Below are 15,811 nucleotides of genomic sequence, written 5' to 3'. Positions count from 1 at the left end.
GTTCTTACCATCTGGACGCGAGGACCCGGAACTCGCTAACGCTATGGCGTGGCAAAGGAATATCCTATCCCAAAGTTGACGCAGCGTGAACTGGAAGTCGTCCAGTTGGCGGGGCTGCGCCTGGGCGACAAGGAGATCGCGCAGAGGCTTGGCCTGTCGCCGCGCACCGTCCAGAACCACCTGCACCGCGCCTATGAAAAACTGGGCGTGTCCGATCGCCTGCGCGCCGCGCGCCGCCTGAGTGAAAACTACTCAGGGGAAACGCTCACCCTATCCGACACGGCTGCGGTTGAGCCAACTGCGGCTGTCTCCGCGGCGCCTTTGACGTCGGTTGGGGGCGGGATGCGGCGTTCGCTCTATGATCGATACGTCGCGTTGGGCGGCTGGCGCCGACCCAGGAAGCTGGGGGGCTCCCTGCTGTGGCTGATCCTCGGCTGGTCTCTGGCCTGGCTGATCATCGCTGCGGTCGGCGCCACCCTCGTCAATCCCGTCCTCGAACTGATCGAACGCCTGCGGTGAGTTTCGAATCCGCAGGGGTGGTCGATGATGACAGATCAATGAGAGGACGCCCGGATCGGGCCGCCCGATCCGCCTTGGGCGGGAGCGGTCGGCGCGCGGGCTGATTTCGAATCATGCATCCCGTTCAGATCATCCTCATCCTTGCCAATCTGATCGCCTTCACCCTGCTGCTATGGCGGGGCGAGACGGTCGAACGGCTGGCCGTGGCCGCCCTCACGGCGGCCCAGGTTTTGTCGGTGATGGTGTTGCCGTGGGACATCCACGGCTTCCGGATCGGTGTGATGCTGGTGGATGTGGCCCTGTTCGGCTCGCTTTGGGCGCTGGCGGAACACGGTCGTCGCTGGTGGCTGGTCGCCTGTGCCGGATTTCAGCTGATTATCGTTTTCAGCCATCTGGCGCCCTTTTTCGCTCACGAGCGGTTGGGGTGGGCGGCGGTCACTTTGCAATGGGGCGCCTGGTCTTTCGTCAGCCTGACGGCCTTCGTCGGGATCTGGGAAGCCTCGGCCGCCCGACGCTTCGCCCGGGAGGGGCGTGATGGCGCAACAATGGACCATCGGGGCGGCGCGCGCGCTGCTGCATCAATGGAATAGGCGCACGGTCGACGCTGCGGTCTGCGTCGGCGCGCTGGCGGCGGATCTGGACGTGCTGGAAGCCTGGCTGCTGGATCAGAAGCCGGCCTCGCTGGCTGAGGCGGAGCGGCTGCTGGAGCTGATCGCGGCGCATGAAATGGGCGCCGCCGGCGACCTCGGCGTCTTGTGCAAGGTCGGCGGCGCGGTCCGCAACGACATCGACCGCCACCGCAGCCGGGTTGAGCTCAGTTTCGCGCCCTGCGCGTCCGGCCCTATGGCGGGCCGGGCCTGAAAGTCAACGAAGGTTGACGTTAGGTAAGGCTTTTAACGGCGTAGCCGGACTGCTAGAGCGCGATCCTGTCCGCGACAAGGCCTTGCGCCGTCGCTCCGCCAAGCGGTTTTTCCTTCCATGTTGTCCACTGTCCGCGCCGCGTGTCTCGCGTCCGCCGCCTTGCCCGTGCTCGCTTTCGCCATGCCCGTCTTCGCCGAAGGGGGCTTTGTCGAGGATCGGGCGACCGAGGGGCCGGTTCAGGTGTCCGAGATCGTGGTGACGGCCCAGCGGCGCGAGGCCCCTCTGGCGGCGACGCCCCTGTCGCTGACGGTCGCCAGCCCGCCGCTGCTGAACGACGTCGGCGTGCGCGACATCAAGGACCTGCAGATCCTGACGCCGGGCCTGATCGTGGCCTCGACCTCGAACCAGACCTTCACCACCGCCCGCATCCGCGGCGTCGGCACGGTGGGCGACAATCCGGGGCTGGAAAGCTCGGTCGGGGTCATGATCGACGGCGTCTATCGCCCGCGCAACGGCGTGGCCCTGGGCGACCTCGGCGAGGTCGAGCGCATCGAGGTGCTGAAAGGCCCGCAGGCCACCCTGTTCGGCAAGAACACCTCGGCGGGCGTCATCAACGTCGTCACCGCCGCGCCGTCCTTCACCCCGCGTCTGGCGGGCGAGGCGACCTTCGGGGATTACGGGACCCAGGGCGGCTCGGTGTCGTTGACCGGCCCGATCGTGGACGAGGTTCTGGCCGGGCGGCTCTATGTGGCCGCGCGTCGTCGCGACGGCCTGTCGGACGTGAAAACGGGCGACGGCCCGCGCACCGCGACCGACGATCAGACCGAGCATTACGACACCGTGCGCGGCCAACTGCTGTGGCGGGCCACGCCCGACCTGAGCGCCCGCCTGACCGCCGACTGGACCGAGCGGGACGAGCGCTGCTGCGTCGGCGTCCAGTTGGTGACCGGCGGCACGGCGCCCTTGCTGGCGACCTTCGCGCCCGACGGCGGGGTGGCGGCGACGCCGAATCCGTGGGCGCGCACGGCCTGGTCGAACCGCGACACCAACACCCGTATCCGCGACCGGGGGCTGGCCCTGCACCTGACCGCCGACCTGGGCTGGGCGCAGCTGGATTCGACGACGGCGGTGCGCGACTGGCGCGGCGTCATCAGCCAGGACTGGGACTTCACCTCGGCCGACCTGGCCTATCGTCCCGACGACGGCAGCTGGTCCAACCGCTTCCGCACCCTGACGCAGGAGGTCCGCCTGTCGGGCCAACGCGGGCGTCTGGACTGGTCGGCGGGTCTGTTCCTGGCCGACGAGAAGCTGACCCGTCGCGACAGCCTGTTCTACGGCGCCGACTACGAAGCCTATGTCAGCCGTCTGCTGTCGCGCTCGGGCGCCAATCCGCTGGGCGATCCGACCTATGTCTCGACCCTGACCGGCCTGGCCGTCGGCCAGAGTTTCGTCGAGGGCGAGGGCCAGCGGGACCGCTACTGGCAGACGACGCAGAGCGCCGCCCTGTTCGGTCAGGCCTCCTACGCCGTCACCGACCGCCTGACCCTGACCGGGGGCCTGCGCCGCACGCATGAGACCAAGGACATGAGCGCGGCCTACACCAACACCGACGGCGGCCGTGCCTGCGCCGCCGCCCTGGCCAAGGGCGTGACCAACGCCACCCTGTGCCTGCCCTGGTCCAACCCGGCCTTCAACGGCCTGACGTCGTCGGAGACGGTCAAGGACCAGGCCTGGACCGGCCTGGCCCGCGCCGAGTTCAGGGCGACCGAGGCGACGCGCCTCTACGCCTCGTGGTCGCGCGGTCGCAAGAACGGCGGCTTCAACCTGGACCGGGGCCAGACCAACCTCGTTCCCGACGCCTCGCGCGCCTTCCCGGCCGAAAGCGTCGAGGCCTATGAGGCGGGGGTCAAGAGCGTGCTGCTGGACCATCGCCTGCTGGTCGGCGCCGCCGCCTTCCGCCAGACCTATGACGACTTCCAGCTCAACACCTTCCTCGGCACCACCTTCCTAGTGCGCTCGATCCCGCAGGTCCGGGCCAAGGGCGTCGAGGCGGACTTCATGTTCCTGCCCGTCGAAGGCCTGTCGCTGCAGGGCGGGGTCACCTATGCCCAGACGGAATACGGCCATGACCCCATCGCCGGTCTGCCGCTGCTGGCCGGTCGCCGTCTGAACTTCGCTCCCCTGTGGAGCGGATCCCTGGCCGGAACCTATGAGCGTCCGGTGGTGGCTGGGCTGACCGGCCGCGTCACGCTCGCGGCCAAGTATTCGTCGGAATACAACACCGGCTCGGACCTTGATCCCGCCAAGAGCCAGCCGGGCTTCTGGCTGGTGGACGGCCGCGTGGCCCTGGCCAAGGACGAGGCTTGGAGCGTCGAGTTGTGGGGCAAGAACCTGTTCGATCAGGACTATCGCCAGGTGGCCTTCGGCGCGCCCTTCCAGTCGGGCACGCTGGGCGCCTTCCTCGGCGCGCCGCGCACCGTGGGCGTGACGCTGAGGGTGGTGCGCTAATCGACGTCGCCCCTTCTCCCCTTGCGGGAGAAGGTGGCCCGTCAGGGCCGGATGAGGGGTCTCTCGACGCCAGAAAAAAGGGCTGCAAGACCCGCGGTCCTGCAACCCCTCATCCGTCCGGCTCCGCCGTCCACCTTCTCCCGCAAGGGGAGAAGGGCAGGGCGGCTCACCCTTCGTCGTGCGCCTTTTTGCGGGCGGCGCGCTCGGCCTGGCCGCGCCAGCCGTAGCCCTCGCCATGCTTGCCGACGCTGACGAAGGTGGCTTCCTCGGCCTTGTGGAAATACTGTTCGGCCACCATCCAGCCCTTGAACGGCCGCAGCACGCCCAGGCACATCAGCGCCAGGACCGGCAGGGTGACGACGAAATGCACCCAGACCGGGGGGTGGACGTTGAACTCGAAGATCATGAAGGCGATCATGCCGACGATGCCGACCGCCGACATGACGAAAAAGGCCGGGCCGTCCGCCGGGTCGGCGAAACCGTAGTCCAGACCGCAGTTCGAACATTCCTTGCGGATGGTCAGATAACCTTGGAACAGCGGGCCCACGCCGCAGCGCGGGCAGCGGCAGCGGAGGCCGGTCTTCAGCGGGCTGATGGGCGGATAGGCGGGGTCGGACACGGAAAGCACCTGGGAAACGGCGTGACATGACGTCGATACCGCCGATGTCGGCCTTTCGCGCGCGCGCCGCAAGCGGGTGTTTTGTCCTACCTGCGTGGGGAGGTTGTGCAAGCGGCGCCGTTTAATCGGCGTTAACCGCGATTAAAGCCCTTCACGCGAGGGTGCGCGCGTATGTCCGGGGCAACCGCCAGCAAGCGCGTTCTGAAGACGACCGTGGCGGCCGCCGCGGCGGGCGTCGTCGTGTTCGCGCCCCTGGCCCCGCACGCCGAGGGCTCCAACGTCAGCAGCGGCCCGGTCGAGATCCGCGTCGGCGCCAACACTGGCTTCACCAAGATCGAATTCGCCGGGGCCGTCGGTTCGCGCGCCCGGGTGCGTCAGGACGGTCGCGCCGTCATCGTCCGCATCGGCACGACCGCCGCGCCGGACGTCAGCCGCCTGAAAGTCGATCCGCCCAAGGGTGTCGAGAAGGTCGAGACCCGCGCCGCCTCGGGCGGCACCGAACTGGTCCTGACCCTGGCTGAGGGGGCCGCCGCCCGCTCCGGCTCGGCCGACGGCTCGGTCTGGCTGAACCTCTATGCGCCGGGCGCCGGCCCCGACGGCGGCAAGCGCCCCGTCGTGCCTGCCGGCGGCGCCGTGCCTGTGACCGCTGAGGTCAAGGACGAGACGACCCGCCTGACCTTCGCCTGGGCCGCGCCGGTCGGAGCCGCCGTCTTCCGCCGCGGCGACGCGGTCTGGGTGGTGTTCGACGCCGCCGCCCGCATGAACATGCCGGCTGCGGCCAAGGCCGGCGGCGCGGCCAAGGCGCGCTGGGCCGCCGGGCCTGATTTCACCGCCATCCGCATTCCCGCAGGCGAAGGGCAGACGGTTTCGGCTCGCGCCGACGGCGCCGCCTGGATCGTCACCCTGGGCGGCGTCGCCCCGACCGTGACCGGGGTCGAGATCGACCGCGACGACAGCGCCCAGACCGCCCTGACCGCGCGCATGGCCGGGGCCACCAAGACCGTCTGGCTGACCGATCCCCTGGTCGGCGACCGTTTCGCCGCCGTCACGGCCCTGGCCCCCGGCAAGGGGCTGAGGACCGGTCGCCGCACCGTCGAACTGAATCTGCTGCCCACCGCTCATGGCTTGGCGGTCGAGGCGCCGGCCGACGACCTGATGGTCAAGGCCGAGGGCGACCTCGTCACCCTGTCGCGCCCGCGCGGCCTCAGCCTGTCGCCGCCCACGGTGGGGCTGGAAGCCGCCGCCCGCGAGACCCATGCGCCGCGCGCCGCCGCGCGCCCGGCGCTTATCCTTGCGGGCTGGTCCGAAACGGGCGCCGACGGCTTCAGCGCCCGCCATCGCGCCCTTCAGGAAGCCGCCGAACTGGAAAGCGGCCGCGCCGCCAGCGATCCGCGCGCCCCGATCGAGGCGCGCATGGCCCTGGCCCGCTTCCTGGTCGGATCGGGGCTGGGCTATGAGGCGATCGGCGTGCTGAACGCCCTGGTCAAGCAGACCCCGGCCATGCAGGGCGTGGCCGAGGTGCGCGGTCTGCGCGGCGCGGCCCGGGCCTCCATCGGTCGTCTGGCCGAGGCCGAGGCCGACTTTTCGTCCGGCGCTCTGGCGGGCGATCCGTCCACGCGGGTCTGGCAGGGCTATATCGCCGCCCAGCGGGGCGACTGGACCACCGCGCGTCAGGGCTTCGCCGCCGGGGCCGGGGTGGTCGACGGCTTCGCCCCTGAATGGCGCGCCCGTTTCGGCACGGCCCACGCCCTGGCTGCGGTCGAGACCGGCGATCTGGACGCCGCGCGCGAGCTGCTGGCCTATGTCTTCAGCCAGCCCGGCATCTCCGCCCCGGATCAACTGGCCGCCCGTCTGGTCCAGGCCAAGCTGTTCGAACTGGACCAGACGCCCGAGCGCGCCCTGGCCCTCTACAAGGCCGTGGCCCGCGCCCCGCTGGATGGGATCGCCACCCCCGCCCGCCTGGGCGTCATCCGGCTGGAGATGGCCAAGGGGGCGTTGAAGCCCGATGCGGCGGCGGGCCAGCTGGAGGCGTTGAAGTGGCGCTGGCGCGGCGACGCGACCGAACTGGCCGTGATCCGCAGCCTGGGCGGGCTCTACCTGTCGCAGGGGCGCTACCGCGAGGCCCTGACCACCCTGAAGGCGGCGGGCCGCAAGATCGTGGTTCTGCCCGGCGGCAGCCAGCTTCAGGCCGATCTCGACAACGCCTTCCGCGCCCTGTTCCTCGACGGCGCCGCCGACGGCCTGCAGCCGGTTCAAGCCTTGGCCCTGTTCTTCGACTTCCGCGAACTGACCCCGGTCGGCGCCGACGGCGACGAGATGGTGCGGCGTCTGGCCCGGCGTCTGATCGACGTCGACCTGCTGGATCAGGCCGCCGAGCTGCTGAAATACCAGGCCGACAACCGTCTGGACGGGGTAGCCAAGGCCCAGGTCGCGACCAATCTGGCCGCGGTCTATCTGATGAACCGCCAGCCGGAACAGGCGCTGCAGGCCCTGTGGAGCTCGCGCACCACGCTTCTGCCCACGGCCATGAATATCGAGCGCCGTGCGCTGGAGGCGCGGGCGCTGATGGAACTGGGCCGCTACGACCACGCGCTGGAGATTCTGGGCAAGGACGCCTCGCCCGCCGGTCGCGACGTGCGCGCCGAGATCCTGTGGAAGCAGCAGCAGTGGGGCGCGGCCGCCGCCCTCTACGAGCAGCGTCTGGGCGACCGGTTCAAGGACGGGGTCATCCCGCTGACGGCGGACGAGGAGAACCGGCTGATCCGCGCCGGCGTCGGCTATTCGCTGGCGCGCGACGCGGGCGGGGTGAACCGGCTGTCGCGCAACTATTCGGGCTTCGCCGACAAGGCGCGTTCGGCGGGGGCGATCCGCATCGCCCTGGCCGGGCTGGACGGGGCCGACGGTTCGGGCCGGCCGCAGGACTTCGCGGCGCTCAGCGCTGGGGCCGACACCTACGCCGGCTGGATCGCGGCCACGAAGGCCGAGTTCCGTGAAAAGACAGGCGGGCAGAAAACGGGCGGAGATCGCGCTGCGACCCCCGCCCGTCCCCAGGCGGCCGGAGCCGCCTGACATTTCTCTTTTTAAGAGGGGCCCCTAACGCCTCGCACGCGGTGCTCGGCTGCTTGAGGGGCCGGCGCTCTGACGTTCGTCACGCGGTGCGCGAGTAGGGCAGAGCGCCATGGACCCAGACGGGTCCGAAGGCTTAGCCGTTGACGGCGTCCTTCAGGGGCTTGGACACGCGGAAGCGCACAGCCTTGGAAGCGGCGATCTTGATGGTCGCGCCCGTGGCGGGGTTGCGGCCTTCACGCTCGGCGCGCTCGGCGGTGTCGAACACGCCCAGGTTCGAGATGCGGACGTCCGAACCCGAAACCAGGCTCTTGTGGATGTTCTTGACGATCGCGTCGAGGACGCGGCTGGCGTCGGCCTGCGAAACGCCTGCGTCTTTGGCGACGGCGGCGATCAGTTCGGCTTGAGTGGTCATGAGGGTTTCCCAAAGGTGGTCGCCCGATTCCCGGACGAAGACTGGAGGATCAACACGCGTTTGCTGCAGCTTGGCAAGCCCGGCTGAGCTTGAAAGCCCCTGAGGCTGGGGATTTATCCCCCGCCGGACGCTCTCTGGAAGCTCTCGACCAGGCTTCCGGCGACCAGCCGCCAGCCATCCACCAGCACGAAGAAGATCAGCTTGAACGGCAGGCTGACCACCACCGGCGGCAGCATCATCATGCCCATGGACATCAGCACGCTGGCCACCACCAGATCGATCACAAGGAACGGAACGAAAAGAAGAAATCCGATCGTGAAGGCCTTCTTCAATTCACTGATCATGAAGGCCGGCGTGACCACCCGCAGGGGCAGTTCCTGCAGCTCCTTGGGGGGCTCGATTTTCGACAGTCGGGTGAACAGGGCGAGGTCGTTGCGGTCGACCTGGGCCAGCATGAAAGTCTTCACCGGTTCGGAGGCCGCATCGAAGGCCTGAGGCAGTTCCATCTGCTGATCCAGCAGGGGGCGGACCCCCGAATCATAGGCGTCCTGCCAGGTCGGGGCCATGACGATGGCGCTCAGGAACAGGGCCAGGGACACCAGGACGGCGTTCGGCGGCGACTGCTGCATGCCCAGGGCGGTCCGCAGCAAGCTCAGCACCACGATGATGCGCACGAAGCTGGTGGTCATGATGACGATGGACGGCGCCAGCGACAGCACGGTCATCAGCCCGACCAACTGCACCACCCTCTGGGTCAGGCCGGCGCCGGTCCCCAGGTCGATGTTGATGGCCGAACCGGAGCGGGCGACCTCCTGAGCCAGGGCGCCGAGCGGCCAGGCCAGGCAGAGCAGGGTGGTGATCAGCGACAGCAGGGCCGCGCGTTTCAGCTCGGCGCGGGTCGGCAGGCCGAACACCTTCTCCCTTCCCCCTCGAGGGGGGAAGGGGCGGGGATGGGGGTGTGTACGCCGCGCTTGAAGGCGGCGCGCATGAGGCGTGACCGTTGGCGTCTCCGGCGTACCACCCAACCCTCCCCCCTCGAGGGGGAGGGCTTCATCTTGCTGAGAGGCGTTGGACCGGCTCATTTCACCTCTCCCGAGGGGATCGCAGGGCCGCGCGGCTCGATCAGTTCGCGGCCCTCGCCCAGCAGGATCAGTCGCTCCTCGGCGTCCACCCGCACCAGGACCAGACGCCGCGCGGGGTCCAGCACCAGGGTCTCGATCACCTGCAGCCGCCGCGCGCCGCGCTCGGCCTGGAACTTCGCCAGAACCTTGGGCGCATAGCGGCGCGTCGCCCAGGCGGCCAGGCCGATCAGGCCCAGGGTGATGGCCAGGCCGAACACCGCCCGGAACAGGTCGAGAAAATTCATGCGAGAGGGCCCCAGACGAAGGGAAGCCGGCGCCTACAGGTGCGCCCCTTCGCCCGCACGTTTCGCGCCTCGTGGTTAACGGCGCGTTTAGGGATACTGAATATTAACCATGAGGGCGGCATTTTCTGCCGATCAACCGTTCGAGGGCCTTTCGTGTCCGTCACTGACATTCCGCTGCTGAACCAGATCAAGGGCCGTCTCGGATGGCTCGACGATCGTCAGCGCGTGATCGCCCAGAACGTCGCCAACTCCGACACGCCGGGTTTTGTCGCCCGCGATCTGAAGACGCCGACCGACTTCGCCGAGGCCCTGCGCACGGGCGGGGGGCTGAAGATGGTCGCCACCAACGCCCGCCACATCGCCCCCCCGGGCCACGCCGCGCGCTTCGAGTCCGTCAGCACGCCGGACTCCGAGACCACGCTGGACGGCAATTCGGTCGTGGTCGAGGAGCAGATGCTGAAGATGGCCGAGAGCCGCATGGCCTATGACGCCGCCATCGGCTTCTACCAGAAGTCCATGCAGATGATCCGCATGGCCGCCAAGAAGCCCGGCGCCTGAACGAGGAGACTGAGCCATGCCCGATCCCGTCAACGGCCGTCCCGTCACGCCGCGCAACACCGCCATGGCTGTCGCCTCCGGCGCGCTGAAGGCGCAGCAGTCGCGCATGCGCATCATCGCCGAGAACATCGCCAACGCGGAATCCACCGCCAATGTCGCCGGCGGTCAGCCCTATCGCCGCCAGACCCCGGTGTTCCAGGCCCGCAAGGTCGACGGCGCGACCGGCGTGGTCCTGGCCGAGGTCCGCCCGGATCAGAGCGACTTTCGTCTGGAATACGACCCCACCCACCCGGCGGCCAACGCCGAGGGCTATGTCCAGCGCCCCAACGTCGACACCCTGATCGAGGCCATGGACATGCGCGAGGCGCAGCGCGCCTACGAAGCCAACCTCAACGTCATCGAGACGGCGCGGAACATGGAAGCCCGCACCCTCGACATCATCAAGAAATAAGAGAGCCTAGGCCATGAATCCCATGATGGCGGCCAAGGCCTATGCAGCGGTTCAGGGCGGGGCCATGCCTGCCGCCCCGAGCGCGGCCGCGGCGACGCAAGGCCCCGGCTTCTCCGAACTGCTGCAAGGCGTCATGAATCAGGCGACGCAGCAGACGCGCGGCGCCGAAACCCAGATGAGCCAGATGGTCCAGGGCCAGGGCAACCTGATCGACGTCGTCACCGCCGTCTCCTCCGCCGAGGCTTCGCTGGAAACCGTCATGGCGGTCCGCGACCAGGTCATCTCGGCCTATCAGGAAATCCTGCGGATGCCGATCTGACGGCGACGCCTCCTCTTTCCTCCCCATGAAATGGGGAGGGGGACCACGAAGTGGTGGAGGGAGGGCGCAAACGGCTGACGTGGAGTCGCCCCCTCCGCCACGTCGCCTACGGCGCCGCGCCACCTCCCCATCGCTTCGCGACAGGGAGGAAAGGCGGGCGGCCTCGAATGGATCGAACCCCCGCCTCGACGGTTCTCTCCTGATCACGGAGAGACGTCATGCTCAAGAACAAGAACTCCTCGGCCATCGTGGCGGTCAAGGATCTGGATCGCGCCAAAGCCTTCTATTCCGACGTGCTGGAGCTGAACCTGGCCGACACCTCGATGGAAGGGATGCTGGGCTACCGCACCGGCAACACCTGGCTGACGGTCTATAAATCCGACTTCGCCGGCACCAATCAGGCCAACGCCGTCAGCTGGTACGTCGGCGTCGAGCTGGACGACATCGTCGGCTGGCTGAAGGGCAAGGGCATCGTCTTCGAACAGTATGACGCCCTGCCGCACGAGGGCGACATCCACATTTGCGGGACGATGCGTCTGGCCTGGTTCAAGGACCCCGACGGCAATGTGCTGCATCTGATCGGTTCGGCGGGGTGAGGTCACTCTCTCCATGCCGTCATCCCCGGGCCGCGTAGCGGAACCCGGGACCCAGGCCGTCGCCTACCCCTCCAGCGAGATCACCGGCTCGCTGACCGTCGCCTGGACCTGGCCGCGCCGTTTCAGCCCGGCGCGGATGCGTTTCTGGATCGGGTTGTCGACGGCGTAGTGGAACAGGAAGGCGAAGACGAAGGCCGCGCCGACGCCCATGGCCCACAGGCCCCAGCGCCAGGCCTCGCCCAGGCTCAGCTTGTTGGCCATCGCCTCGGCCAGACCGAACCAGCCGATGCGCACCACTTCGTTGGAGATGAACATGGCGAAGGAGACCATCGCCGCCTGCTCGATCAGTTTCGACGGCCTGGTCACCGGCACGGCGCCCGCCGCCAGGATGATGATGGAGATGAAGGCCAGCGAGATCAGGGCGTTCTTGTCGAAATACTGCACCACCGGCAGGGCGACCGCCGCCAGCAGCAGGGCCCAGCCGGCCAGACGCGGGTTGATCCAGACGCCTTGCGCGAACCAGGCCAGACCCATGCCCAGGACGAACAGGGGCAGGGCGCGCCAGATGCCGAGGCCCAGCGGCATCTGATAGACGGGGTAGTTCAGGATGGCCCAGCTCAGTTCGTTGGCGGCCAGATAGCCGACCACGACCAGCCCCAGCGCCAGCCACGGCCCGACCCGCGTCAGGCCGCGCAGCACCCAGGGGAAGGCGAGGTAGCAGCCCAGCAGGGCTGAGATCGACCAGCTGGGCGCGTTCCAGCCTAGACCGCCGGGCACGCCGAACGACTGCAGCAGCGTCAGCTGCGCCGGCAGTTGATCCCAGGCGAACCACTCGGGATGGCTGGGCGGCAGACCGACGGCCGTGGCCAGCAGCACCATGGCGACCAGCAGACCGCCCATGATCAGGTGGGCTGGAAACACCCGCAGCGACCGCTTGAGGAAGAAGTCCGTCTTGGACATCCGGCCGCCGCCGACCGCCGCGCCGTAAACCCGCATCAGCACATAGCCGCTGTCGATCAGGAAGAAGTTGGTCAGCAGGAAGCCGCCCCGCTCGAACACCGGGTGGACGCTCTCAGCCAGGGGAATGGGCGCCGACGCCTGGAAATGATGCAGGATGATCAGCGACGCCACGATGAAGCGCAGGGCGTCCAGCCACCCGCCGCGCATGATCGGCGGTGGCTCATTCCGAGACGAAAACGCGCTCCAGCCCATGACGAAGGCTCCTTCGGGGGAGCGCGATGCAAGGGCGGGGCCGCCGTCGCTCGGGGCAGGGGAGAGACTGGCGGGCTTCTTTCCTCCCTGTCGCGCAGCGATGGGGAGGTGGCTCGGGCGCGTAGCGGACGAGACGGAGGGGGCGGCGCTGCGTCATCCGGTCCAGCGCCTGAGTGTCAGGCGTCGAGTCACCCCCTCCACCGCTTCGCGGTCCCCCTCCCCACGCGTGGGGAGGAGACGCTGAGTTTGCGTGGAGGCCTAGCCCCGCACCAGCCGCAGGAACTCTTCCCGCGTGCGGGGGTCTTCGCGGACCGAGCCCAGCAGGCAACTGGTGGTCAGGCTGGCGCCGGGGACGTCGACGCCGCGCATGGTCATGCAGCTGTGCTCGGCCTCGATGACCACGCCGACGCCGTGGGGACGCAGGACTTCCTGGATCGAGGTGGCGATCTCGGAGGTCATCTTCTCCTGGATCTGCAGGCGCCGCGCGAAGCCGCGCACCACGCGGGCCAGCTTGGAGATGCCGACGACCCGGTCGGTCGGCAGATAGCCGACGTGGGCCACGCCGACGACCGGCAGCATGTGATGTTCGCAGAAGCTGACGAAGCGGATGTTCTTCAGCACGACCAGTTCGTCGTAACCGCCGACCTCCTCGAAAGTCTTCTCCAGATACTCGCGCGGCTCGACCTCATAGCCCTGGAACAGCTCGCGATAGGACTTGGCCACCCGCTTGGGCGTTTCCAGCAGGCCCTCGCGGTCGGGGTTGTCGCCCGCCCACTGAATCAGGGTGCGGACGGCGGCTTCGGCTTCGGCCTGCGAGACGGAGGGTTTGTGCGCGTGGTCGGTCATGGCGTGTCCATATAGCCCGACCGGGCGATCAATCCAGCCGTTACCGAGTGCTTCCTTCTCCCCTTGAGGGAGAAGGTGGCCCGCCAGGGCCGGATGAGGGGTCTCGCAACAGCGGATCACTGCGATGACGGTTGGGGGCGTCGCCACCCCTCATCCGTCGGGCTTCGCCCGCGACCTTCTCCAAGGGGAGAAGGATTTGTCACGCGAGGCTTTCCTAAACGGCCTGTTAACCATCCTGTCGGCATTTTCTGCCGAGTTCCCGGGAGTGGTTGATGAACGGCGCGGAAGTTCTGGATGTGGGCCGTGACGCCATCTGGCTGACGATTCAGCTGTGCGCGCCCGTGCTCGTGGTCGGTCTGGTGGTCGGCGTGAGCATCGGCCTGTTTCAGGCCCTGACGCAGATCCAGGAGCAGACCCTGGTCTATGCGCCCAAGATCATCGCCATCTTCGTCAGCCTGCTGCTGTTCCTGCCGCTGATGGGGGCGCTGCTGGGAGCCTTCATGCGCCAGATCGCCGCCCGCATCGCCGGGATGTAGGTCCGACGTGGAGCCCACATAGATGGAAGGTTGGGCCACCGCCGATCAGGTCTGGGCCGGCGGGCTGATCTTCGCGCGGGTCGGCGCGATCCTGATGACCATTCCTGGCATCGGCGAAAACTATGTGCCGCCGCGCGTGCGCCTGTCGCTGGCGCTGCTGCTGTCGCTGGTGCTGTGGCCGCTGGTGGCGGGGACGCTGCCGGGCCTGCCCGCGACCCTGGGCGGCATGGCGGGCTGGATCATCCGCGAAGTGGTGACGGGCCTGGCCATCGGCATGATCCTGCGCAGCTTCATGACGGCGCTGACGACGGCGGGCGAGATCGTCTCGATGCAGACGACGCTGGGGTTTTCCCAGACCGCCAACCCGCTGCAGGCCCAGCCCGGTTCGACCCTGTCGGCCTTTCTGATGTTGCTGGGCGTGACGCTGATCTTCGCCACCAACACCCATCACCTGTTCATCGCCGGCATCCTGGGGTCGTATGAGGCCATCGCCCCGGCCAAGCCGCTGATCGCCGCCGACTTCGCCGCCCTGGCGGTCAAGACCCTGGGCCAGAGCTTCATGCTGGGGGTGCAGTTGGCGGCGCCGGTGCTGGTTTTCGCCCTGATCTTCAACCTGGCCTCGGGACTGGTGGCGCGGGTCATGCCCAGTTTCCAGGTCTATTTCGCCGCCGCGCCGCTCAGCGTGCTGCTGGGCCTGTCGGTCTTCGCCCTCAGCCTGGGGGTGATGGGGACCATCTTCATCGACCGCTATCAGGCGATGGCGAGGGTGTTCACGGGAGGCAGCCTTGGCTGAAGGCGCCGACCCCGAGTCCAAAACCGAAGAGGCCTCCCCGCGAAAGCTTGAGGAGGCCCGAAAGAAGGGCGACGTCGCCAAGTCGCCGGACGTGGCGGCGGCCATGTCCCTGGCCGGGGCGGTGGCGGTGCTGCTGATCGGCGGCGGCTATTTCTCGCAGCAGATGGCGGAAGACCTGCTGCCCTTTCTGGCGTCGCCTCACGCCATGATCGGCGGCCTGGAGGCCGGGGCGGGGATCGAGATCGGCGTCCGCGCTCTCTGGGCCGTCGCGCCGTTTTTGGCGGCGCTGATGCTGGCGGTCGTCATCGGCGGGGTGGGCGGCAACCTGGCCCAGTCGGGTTTTCTGTTCACCGCCGAGAAGATCAAGCCCAAGTGGTCGGCGCTCAGCCCGATGCAGGGGTTCAAGCGCATCTATGGCCCGGACGGGATCGTCCAGTTCATCAAGACCTTCCTCAAGCTGGTCTCCATCGGCGCCGTCTGTTGGTGGGTGCTGAAGCCGCACGCCCGCGAGCTGGAAAACCTGGCCGCCATGAGCCCGGCGATGATCCTGCCCTTCGCGCGCGATCTGGCGGGGGCGCTGATGATCTCGGCCCTGATCTTCCTGGCCTTCACCGCCGGCGCCGACTTTATCTGGCAGAAGTTCCGCTTCGCCAAGCGGATGCGGATGACCAAGGAAGAGACCAAGGAAGACTACAAGCAGTCCGAAGGCGACCCGCACGTCAAGGCCAAGCTGCGCCAGATCCGCATGCAGCGCAGCCGCCAGCGCATGATGCAGGCCGTGCCGAACGCCACCGTCATCGTCACCAACCCGACCCACTATTCCGTGGCCCTGCGCTATGAGCCGGATCAGGGCGACGCCGCGCCGATCTGCGTCGCCAAGGGCGTCGACGCCCTGGCCCTGCGCATCCGGGAAGTGGCCAAAGAACACGACGTGCCGATCATCGAGAACGTGCCCCTGGCCCGCGCCCTCTATGCGGCGGTCGAGGTGGACGACACCATTCCGCGCGAACATTTCGAGGCGGCGGCGCGGGTGATCGGCTTCGTCATGCAGGAGCGGAAACGGCGGTGATCGGCTCCTCGTCATCCCGGAAGCGGCGCAGCCGCTGTCCGGGACCGCAAGAAACGCTGCCGCCGATGTCGCGTCTT

Annotated in this window: 18 protein-coding genes; 12 read left to right on the top strand and 6 right to left on the bottom strand. The window is 68.4% G+C overall.

Features of this window, described 5'->3' with window-relative positions:
- The first annotated feature begins 75 nt into the window (after positions 1 to 75).
- From AB4Y68_RS02940 to AB4Y68_RS02925, 4 genes are all read left to right on the top strand, one after another.
- Positions 76 to 519, top strand: coding sequence for a response regulator transcription factor (locus AB4Y68_RS02940; RefSeq protein WP_441453937.1), 444 nt, complete (start codon positions 76 to 78; stop codon positions 517 to 519).
- 113 nt (positions 520 to 632) lie between these two features.
- Positions 633 to 1,109 carry a hypothetical protein gene (locus tag AB4Y68_RS02935; RefSeq protein WP_441453935.1) on the top strand — a complete coding sequence of 159 codons (477 nt, stop codon included), beginning with the start codon at positions 633 to 635 and terminating at the stop codon, positions 1,107 to 1,109.
- Positions 1,054 to 1,380: a hypothetical protein gene (locus AB4Y68_RS02930; RefSeq protein ID WP_441453933.1), complete on the top strand. Its 327-nt coding sequence runs from the start codon at positions 1,054 to 1,056 to the stop codon at positions 1,378 to 1,380. Before AB4Y68_RS02935 ends, AB4Y68_RS02930 begins: the two co-directional genes overlap by 56 nt.
- A 165-nt stretch (positions 1,381 to 1,545) precedes the next feature.
- A complete protein-coding gene (locus AB4Y68_RS02925; RefSeq protein ID WP_441454430.1) occupies positions 1,546 to 3,888 on the top strand; it encodes a TonB-dependent receptor in 2,343 nt (780 codons plus the stop codon).
- A gap of 166 nt (positions 3,889 to 4,054) precedes the next feature.
- Here the strand turns inward: AB4Y68_RS02925 and AB4Y68_RS02920 are convergent, their stop codons facing one another.
- Entirely contained in the window at positions 4,055 to 4,507 is a 453-nt protein-coding gene (locus AB4Y68_RS02920; protein WP_441453931.1) for a DUF983 domain-containing protein, read from the bottom strand.
- Positions 4,508 to 4,678: 171 nt separating this feature from the next.
- Between AB4Y68_RS02920 and AB4Y68_RS02915 the strand changes: the two genes are divergently transcribed.
- A complete protein-coding gene (locus AB4Y68_RS02915; RefSeq protein WP_441453929.1) occupies positions 4,679 to 7,576 on the top strand; it encodes a hypothetical protein in 2,898 nt (965 codons plus the stop codon).
- 133 nt (positions 7,577 to 7,709) lie between these two features.
- Here AB4Y68_RS02915 and AB4Y68_RS02910 read toward each other — a convergent pair whose 3' ends face one another.
- The 3 genes from AB4Y68_RS02910 to AB4Y68_RS02900 all read right to left on the bottom strand — a co-directional run bounded on the left by AB4Y68_RS02910 (position 7,710) and on the right by AB4Y68_RS02900 (position 9,354).
- Positions 7,710 to 7,988: an HU family DNA-binding protein gene (locus AB4Y68_RS02910; protein WP_441453928.1), complete on the bottom strand. Its 279-nt coding sequence runs from the start codon at positions 7,986 to 7,988 to the stop codon at positions 7,710 to 7,712.
- Positions 7,989 to 8,101: 113 nt separating this feature from the next.
- A complete protein-coding gene (gene fliP / locus AB4Y68_RS02905; protein ID WP_441453926.1) occupies positions 8,102 to 8,902 on the bottom strand; it encodes a flagellar type III secretion system pore protein FliP in 801 nt (266 codons plus the stop codon).
- A 164-nt stretch (positions 8,903 to 9,066) separates the two neighbouring features.
- The gene (locus AB4Y68_RS02900; protein ID WP_441453924.1) at positions 9,067 to 9,354 is read right to left on the bottom strand and encodes a FliO/MopB family protein; all 288 of its coding nucleotides are present in this window, start codon (positions 9,352 to 9,354) and stop codon (positions 9,067 to 9,069) included.
- Positions 9,355 to 9,507: 153 nt separating this feature from the next.
- Between AB4Y68_RS02900 and flgB the strand changes: the two genes are divergently transcribed.
- From flgB to AB4Y68_RS02880, 4 genes are all read left to right on the top strand, one after another.
- Positions 9,508 to 9,912, top strand: a complete 405-nt coding sequence (gene flgB / locus AB4Y68_RS02895; RefSeq protein ID WP_441453922.1) for a flagellar basal body rod protein FlgB — start codon at positions 9,508 to 9,510, stop codon at positions 9,910 to 9,912.
- A gap of 16 nt (positions 9,913 to 9,928) precedes the next feature.
- Positions 9,929 to 10,363, top strand: a complete 435-nt coding sequence (flgC, locus tag AB4Y68_RS02890) for a flagellar basal body rod protein FlgC (protein WP_441453920.1) — start codon at positions 9,929 to 9,931, stop codon at positions 10,361 to 10,363.
- 13 nt (positions 10,364 to 10,376) lie between these two features.
- A complete protein-coding gene (gene fliE / locus AB4Y68_RS02885; protein ID WP_441453918.1) occupies positions 10,377 to 10,682 on the top strand; it encodes a flagellar hook-basal body complex protein FliE in 306 nt (101 codons plus the stop codon).
- Positions 10,683 to 10,900: 218 nt separating this feature from the next.
- Complete coding sequence (locus AB4Y68_RS02880; protein ID WP_441453916.1) at positions 10,901 to 11,278, top strand: VOC family protein; 378 nt, start codon at positions 10,901 to 10,903, stop codon at positions 11,276 to 11,278.
- A gap of 63 nt (positions 11,279 to 11,341) precedes the next feature.
- Here the strand turns inward: AB4Y68_RS02880 and AB4Y68_RS02875 are convergent, their stop codons facing one another.
- Both AB4Y68_RS02875 and folE read right to left on the bottom strand, forming a co-directional pair.
- Complete coding sequence (locus tag AB4Y68_RS02875; protein ID WP_441453914.1) at positions 11,342 to 12,445, bottom strand: acyltransferase family protein; 1,104 nt, start codon at positions 12,443 to 12,445, stop codon at positions 11,342 to 11,344.
- Between the two features lie 303 nt (positions 12,446 to 12,748).
- Positions 12,749 to 13,336 carry a GTP cyclohydrolase I FolE gene (gene folE, locus AB4Y68_RS02870; protein WP_441453912.1) on the bottom strand — a complete coding sequence of 196 codons (588 nt, stop codon included), beginning with the start codon at positions 13,334 to 13,336 and terminating at the stop codon, positions 12,749 to 12,751.
- Positions 13,337 to 13,605: 269 nt separating this feature from the next.
- Here folE and fliQ point away from each other — a divergent pair, with 269 nt between their 5' ends.
- The 3 genes from fliQ to flhB are packed head-to-tail and all read left to right on the top strand — an operon-like array spanning position 13,606 to position 15,734.
- Positions 13,606 to 13,872 (top strand): flagellar biosynthesis protein FliQ, encoded by a 267-nt coding sequence (gene fliQ / locus AB4Y68_RS02865; protein ID WP_441453911.1) that lies wholly within the window; start codon positions 13,606 to 13,608, stop codon positions 13,870 to 13,872.
- A 22-nt stretch (positions 13,873 to 13,894) separates the two neighbouring features.
- Entirely contained in the window at positions 13,895 to 14,665 is a 771-nt protein-coding gene (fliR, locus tag AB4Y68_RS02860; RefSeq protein ID WP_441453909.1) for a flagellar biosynthetic protein FliR, read from the top strand.
- Positions 14,658 to 15,734, top strand: a complete 1,077-nt coding sequence (flhB, locus tag AB4Y68_RS02855; RefSeq protein WP_441453907.1) for a flagellar biosynthesis protein FlhB — start codon at positions 14,658 to 14,660, stop codon at positions 15,732 to 15,734. Before fliR ends, flhB begins: the two co-directional genes overlap by 8 nt.
- Positions 15,735 to 15,811 lie beyond the last annotated feature (77 nt).

Source organism: Brevundimonas sp. 2YAF1 (assembly GCF_052114745.1).
Lineage (GTDB): Bacteria > Pseudomonadota > Alphaproteobacteria > Caulobacterales > Caulobacteraceae > Brevundimonas.
The sequence above is the reverse complement of the archived record's forward strand: the minus strand, read 5'-3'. Positions and strand labels throughout refer to the sequence as shown.